At 60.7% G+C, this 6,614-nt stretch carries 4 protein-coding genes; all 4 read left to right on the plus strand.

Annotated elements, in window-relative coordinates:
- Nucleotides 1–128 precede the first annotated feature (128 nt).
- The 4 genes from IRZ31_RS07405 to IRZ31_RS07420 all read left to right on the plus strand — a co-directional run bounded on the left by IRZ31_RS07405 (nt 129) and on the right by IRZ31_RS07420 (nt 6,548).
- Nucleotides 129–893: a chlorite dismutase family protein gene (locus IRZ31_RS07405; RefSeq protein ID WP_297151775.1), complete on the plus strand. Its 765-nt coding sequence runs from the start codon at nt 129–131 to the stop codon at nt 891–893.
- 140 nt (nt 894–1,033) lie between these two features.
- A complete protein-coding gene (gene hemL / locus IRZ31_RS07410; RefSeq protein ID WP_297151778.1) occupies nt 1,034–2,359 on the plus strand; it encodes a glutamate-1-semialdehyde 2,1-aminomutase in 1,326 nt (441 codons plus the stop codon).
- 159 nt (nt 2,360–2,518) lie between these two features.
- Nucleotides 2,519–3,499 carry a porphobilinogen synthase gene (hemB, locus tag IRZ31_RS07415; protein ID WP_112433554.1) on the plus strand — a complete coding sequence of 327 codons (981 nt, stop codon included), beginning with the start codon at nt 2,519–2,521 and terminating at the stop codon, nt 3,497–3,499.
- 1,036 nt (nt 3,500–4,535) lie between these two features.
- The gene (locus tag IRZ31_RS07420; RefSeq protein WP_297151781.1) at nt 4,536–6,548 is read left to right on the plus strand and encodes a glycoside hydrolase family 15 protein; all 2,013 of its coding nucleotides are present in this window, start codon (nt 4,536–4,538) and stop codon (nt 6,546–6,548) included.
- Nucleotides 6,549–6,614: the final 66 nt, after the last annotated feature.

The raw sequence follows: 6,614 nt of genomic DNA on the forward strand, positions 1-6,614 counted from the left end.
GGGAATGGGCGGCGTCTCCCGGCCCTGTCCTGAAAACGGGTCAGGGAGCGAATCGACAAGAAGTGGATAGCAATACCGAACAAGGTGTGTTAGAGTAGATAGAGAGAAGCTAAGAAGAGAGAAAGGCCATGTCAGGTCAGATGGAAACCGTTGAGCAGACAGTCACAACTCTGCCTGAGCAGGAACCAGCTCGGGCCAAACCGAAGCAGCCTCGTCAGCTTGTACGCTTCGTCTTTTACAAGCTTGATCCCCTGTGGCTGCGCCTGCCTGCCGAGCAGCGGCGCGCGGGCCGCGAGGAGCTGCTGGCCATTTACGACGAATATGCCCAATGCTCACTGATTCGCAGCTATGCTCTCTATGGCTTGCGCTCCGACTGCGATTTTATGCTCTGGCAGGCAACCTACGATCTGGGACATCTGCAGGGTTTGAGTAGCAAGATTCGCCGCAGCGCCATCGGACCTTATTTGCCCGAAGTGCGCTCCTTCCTCTCGATGACCAAGCGTTCGGTCTATGTGGGCAAAGGCCCACGTGGGGCGGCCCATGACCCGCGGCTGGTCATTACGCTCGAAGACAAGCCTTATCTCTTCGTCTATCCTTTTGTGAAGACGCGCCCCTGGTATGCTCTGTCGCTGCAGGAGCGCAAGCGCATGATGGACGAGCATATTCGCATGGGAGTGGCCTATCCCAACATCAAGATCCACACCACCTACTCGTTTGGGTTGGACGATCAGGAATTTGTCGTCGCCTTTGAATCCGACAGCGTGGCTGATTTTCTTGATCTCGTGCAGGAGATGCGCGAGAGCGAGGCCAGCCAGTATACCTTGCGCGACACGCCCATGTTCACCTGCGTTGCGCGCTCCTTGCCGGAGATCCTTGACGACATTGGGGCCTGAGCGCAGGGAGCTGACTGACTGAGGGCCTGGGCGCAGCGCGTTGAGAGCGGTGGGGAGGCCCTGGCTTGCAGGCAGCGTGAATGGAGCGATATAGGGGCAAGATGAGTACGGGTGAGTATGGATCTAAGAAGGAGCTGGCGATGCAAACGGAGCGGCAACAGTCAGGCAAAAAGGCGGGACGAGAATGGTCGCGGGCTCTCTACCGCGAGGCTCAAAGCCTTATGCCCGGGGGGGTCAATAGTCCAGTTCGGGCCTTCCGCGCTGTAGGAGGAGAGCCGATCTTTATCGAGCGTGGTGAGGGGGCCCATCTCTATGATGTGGATGGCAACCACTATCTGGATTACGTTGGCTCCTGGGGGCCGCTGATTTTGGGTCATGCCCATCCTGCGGTAGTCGAGGCGGTGACCCGAGCGGCGCGGCGCGGCTTTAGCTTTGGGGCTCCGACCGAGGCCGAGAATGAGCTGGCTCGTCTGGTAGTGGAAAGCGTCCCATCAGTTGAGCTGGTGCGCTTCGTTAACTCGGGTACGGAAGCCACCATGAGCGCGCTGCGCCTGGCCCGCGCCTATACGGGGCGTTCCAAGGTCATTAAGTTTGATGGCTGCTATCATGGTCATGCCGACCTGCTGCTGGTGCAGGCCGGCTCGGGCGTGGCCACGCTGGGGCTGCCCGGCAGCGCCGGGGTGCCGTCGGAGGCGACGGCTCACACGATCAGCCTGCCCTACAATGATAGTGCAGCCGTTGAGGAAGCCTTTCAGCGCTATCCCGAGGAGATTGCGGCGGTGATCGTTGAGCCGGTGGCGGCCAATATGGGGCTGGTGCTGCCTCAACCTGGCTTTCTAGAGACCCTGCGGCGTCTGACCACGCAGCACGGGGCTGTGTTGATCTTCGATGAGGTAATTACGGGTTTCCGCGTCGCCCTGGGCGGTATGCAGGCACGCACTGGGGTTCTGCCCGATCTGACCTGCTTTGGCAAGATCATTGGCGGCGGTTTGCCGGTGGGAGCCTACGGTGGCAAGCGCGCCATCATGGAGCTGGTCGCTCCCCTGGGACCGGTCTACCAGGCAGGCACTCTTTCCGGCAATCCCCTTGCTATGGCCGCGGGCATCGCGACCCTCAAAGAGCTGCAAAAGCCCGGCTGCTACGAGGAGCTGGAGCGCAAGGGGGCACTGCTAGAGGAGGGCCTGCGTGCGGCAGTGGAGGCCTCCGGGCTGCCGCTGCAGGTGGTGCGCTTTGCCTCGCTCTTCTGCCTCTTCTTCAGTGCCGAGCCGGTGCTCAACTATGCAACGGCCAGGAGAGCCGACACCGAGCGTTATGCGCGCTTCTTCTGGGCCCTCTTGGAGCGTGGCGTCTACTTCCCTCCTTCGCAATTTGAGACCTGTTTCCTCTCGCTGGCGCACAGCGATGCCATGCTGGAGGAGACCTTGCACGCCATTGCCCAGGCGCTGCGAGTCGTGGCCGGGGGGTGATCCCGGCCCCAGCATGCGGCCCTGAACGAGGGCGGCAGGGCCGTAGGGCATGCTGACGCTGATCTGGGGGAAGGGAGGCCCAGCGGGCGAACGCAGGAGAGGGCGAGAAGAAGGGAAGGAAGAAAGTAAGAAAGGCAGGAAGGAAAGGAGCGCGATGGCATGAGTCAGTTCCCTGTCACACGCCTGCGGCGCACGCGCCGGACGGAGCGCTTACGTGGGCTAGTGCGCGAGACCCATCTCGCAGTTGAGCAATTGATCTATCCTCTCTTTATCGCCGAGGGCATCAGCGAGCCGCGTCCGATTGCTTCCATGCCGGGGGTGGTGCAGTGGCCGTTAGAGCAGGTGGCGGGTGAGGCCGAGCGAGTGGCGGCCCTGGGCATCCCCGCTGTCTTGCTCTTTGGCATTCCGGCCACCAAGGATGAGCAAGGCTCGCAGGCTTATCATCCCGAGGGGATCATTCAGCGGGCCATCCAGCGCATCAAGGCGGCGGTACCGGAGCTGCTGGTCGTGACCGACGTTTGCCTCTGCGAGTATACCAGTCACGGCCACTGCGGCGTTATTGCCGGCGGTGAGGTGCAGAACGATCCATCGCTAGAGCTGTTGGCGCGCATGGCCCTCTCGCATGTCGAGGCCGGCGCCGATATCGTGGCTCCTTCGGATATGATGGATGGGCGCGTTGGCGCCATCCGACGTCTCCTCGACGAGCGGGGCTTTGCGCAGACGCCGATCATGGCCTACTCAGCCAAGTATGCCTCTGGCTTCTACGGTCCTTTCCGCGAGGCTGCGGAGTCAGCCCCCCAATTTGGTGACCGTCGCTCTTATCAAATGGACCCGGCCAACGCGCGCGAGGCTCTGCGTGAGGTCGAGCTGGATATCGCCGAGGGGGCTGATATCATTATGGTCAAGCCGGCTCTGGCCTATCTTGACGTCATCCGGCGTGTGCGCGAGCATTACGATTTGCCGCTGGCGGCCTACAATGTCAGCGGCGAGTATGCTATGATCAAGGCGGCGGCCCAGCAAGGATGGCTGGAAGAGCGGCGCATCGTCATGGAGGTTTTGACAGGCATTCGCCGGGCTGGCGCTGACATCATCATCACTTATTTTGCACCCGATGTAGCGCGCTGGCTGCGGGAGGGTTGAGCAAGCCCGGCAGGCGAGACAGGGCGGGACTTCAGATCAGGCGGCAAGGACAGCCTACAGGAGCGGCGAGCGCCCTCGAACGAATGCCTTACCTCCCCGAAAGTCCTATCTCTGTCGGATTGCTGTTGTGACCAGCTCCTGGGCGCCTCTTGAAGGCGGGAGCGTGAGCGGTAGCCGGACCGGGGGAAAGGTGGCCCAGGCCATTTGACAGCAAGCTCAGATGCGATTAGAATGATGCCTGTACCGGTCAGCAATGGCGGGATGGATGAGAAACCCATCCATCCCTCCTTTCTTTATTTTGGCACGATAGCGAGAGACGAGGCGGCTGGCTTGGGGGATAGCTGTTGAGGAGGGCAGCCGCAAGCAGGGGTAGAGTGAAGAAATAAAATGACCGGTTTTTCCTTTCTAATGAATAGGCGGCGTGGGAGAGAGTGGCAGGCGGGAGTGAGAGCAGCGAAGGAAGGCAGCGCACAATCGTTTGTCGTCGTTACCTCAGCGCTTTTCTTCCGTTCTCACCACATGTAGGTATAGCCCCCAGCGCTGCCGGGGCGGCGGGCCCCGACGAGAGGCGGATGAAAGAGCCGGGCGACGCCGGCGTTGCTGCATGAAGAGGGGGACCGCCGCCAGAAGGATGAACAAGGGAGGTCGGAAGGAGCGAGGGAGTTCAGGTAGCGAGGGAAGGAAGAGAGCAGGAGCAGATAAGGTGTGGGGCTGTCAGAAAGGAGCGGGGTCAGCGGTCTTTAGTAAGAAAGGGGAAAGGGTATCTTTTTTTCTCCTGGCGATCTCTCCTCGGCCAAGGCAGAGGAGGGGAAACCGGCTCTTCCCCCATTTTTAGGGTTGTTCTGATATCTTGTTACCAGAAAGGGTTCTGCTCCGTCCTCTTCACAAAAGGGGCCGGAGAAGGAGCCGGCTTCGATGGGGAAGAGCCCCACAGAGGAAGGAACCTGGGAGCCCCGCAGGAGACTCGGCAAGCCCGGTTCTTTCGGAAGGAGCTGTTAAAAGCAGAGTTTAGCTCACTAAAGGGAAGATTCGTGCTATGGTTGGGTTGAACACCAAAAATCGCTCTTATCAGCCCATCGGATCGTATGGAGTCATCGGAGACTGTCATTCAGCTGTGCTGATAGCGCCGGATGGTTCGGTAGACTGGGCCTGCCTGCCCGATTTTGACAGCCCGGCCATTTTCTGTCGGTTGCTGGATGCGAGGCGTGGCGGCTTTTTCCAGGTTGCCCCGACCGATAACACGATTCCTGGAATTCAGCGCTATCTTCGCGATAGCAATGTGCTGCAGACGCGCTTTACAAGCATTGGCGGCGAGATTGTGCTCACTGATTTCATGCCGGTGGAGTCGCTGGAGGCCTGGCCCTACCGCGGCTTGAACAATAACACCTGGTCGTATGAGGACGGCTCGTGCCATAGCCTGGTGCGCATTGTGGAATGCACGCATGGAGAACTGCCGATTACGGTGACCCTGAAGGCGACGCCCAACTATGGAGCGACGACGAGCCAGATCGAGCTGCTGCCCAATGCAACGGGGGCGGTGATCTCGGATGGCCAGCAGCACATTGGGCTGGCGATCATCGGGGCCTATCGGCTGCCGGGCTTCTCCCTGGAGATCGTACCAGACGAGGGGGAGGAACCGGAGAAGCTCCATCCCGCTCTGGTGGTGCAGGTCACGCTGCGTGAGGGCGAGCGGCTGATCTTTGCTATCGGCATGGGGCGCAGCCTGCGCGCGGCACGGAAGCTGGTGGAGCAGGAGCTGCTCCAGCGCGATTTTACCGCGGAGCTGGCCCATACGCTGCATTGCTGGCGGCGCTGGATCTCAGGGATCAACTACGATGGCCCATATGCAGAATGGGTTCGGCGCAGCGCCCTGGTACTGAAGATGATGACCTATGCGCCTACCGGCGCCCTGGTGGCCGCGCCCACAACGTCGCTGCCAGAGGAGATCGGAGGTGTGCGCAACTGGGATTATCGCTTTACCTGGCTGCGCGACGCTTCTTTTACGCTCTATGCCCTGCTGGTCCTGGGCTTTACCGATGAAGCCCGCGCCTTTACCTACTGGCTGCGTCGCCTGTCGTATTCCAATGGCGAGGATCTGCAGGTGATGTATGGCATCCGTGGCGAGCGCGAACTGCCGGAGCAGGAGCTATCACACCTGGAGGGCTATTGTGGCTCACGCCCGGTGCGCATTGGCAACGCCGCTGCCGATCAGAAGCAGATGGATGTCTTCGGCGAGATCCTGGATTGCATCCATCTCTACCGCCGCCGCGGTGGCTTCGAACGCTATGGCGAGAAGCTGGAAGGCCCCCTGTGGGAGATGCTGCGCTCGCTGGTCGACTACGTCTGTGCCCACTGGCATGAGCCGGACCGCGGCATCTGGGAGATGCGCGGCGAGCCTCGCCACTATGTGTATTCCAAGGTCATGTGTTGGGTCGCGCTGGACCGCGGCATCCGCGCCGCTGAGCAGCTCCATCTGGAGGCTGATCTCCTGCGCTGGTACCGCGTGCGCGATCAGATTCGGGCGGATGTGCTGGCCCACGGCTATAATACCGAGATCGGTGCGTTCACCCAATCATATGCAAGCACGGCCCTCGATGCTTCTAATCTGCTCCTGCCGCTGATCGGCTTTATCCCTGCCGACGACCCTCGGATGCGCTCGACGGTCGATCGCATTATGGAGCAGCTCACGGACGAGCATGGCTTTGTCTACCGCTACCTGTCTGAGGATGGCCTGCCCGGCCATGAGGGCACGTTTACGATCTGTACATGCTGGCTGATCGATAATCTGGCGATGCAGGGCCGCCTCGATGAGGCGCGCTCGCTCTTCGAACGCCTGCTGACTTACGGCGGGAACCTCGGTCTCTTCTCCGAGGAGATCGATTCGCACACTCGCATGGCTTTGGGCAATTATCCCCAGGCCTTTACTCATATCGCTCTTATCAATAGCGCTTATAATCTTTATAAGGCAGAACAGCGCCTGGCTGAGCGCGATCGCTGCACGCAGCCGGTGATCGCCGCCATCCAGTTGCAGAAGAAAACCGATGAGTGAGCGCGCAGGCAGGGCAGACGGGCGCTCGATAGCTGGGGGGAGAGAGGGCGAGAGGGAGCTACAGAG

Source organism: Thermogemmatispora sp., assembly GCF_019683635.1.
Classification (GTDB): domain Bacteria; phylum Chloroflexota; class Ktedonobacteria; order Ktedonobacterales; family Ktedonobacteraceae; genus Thermogemmatispora.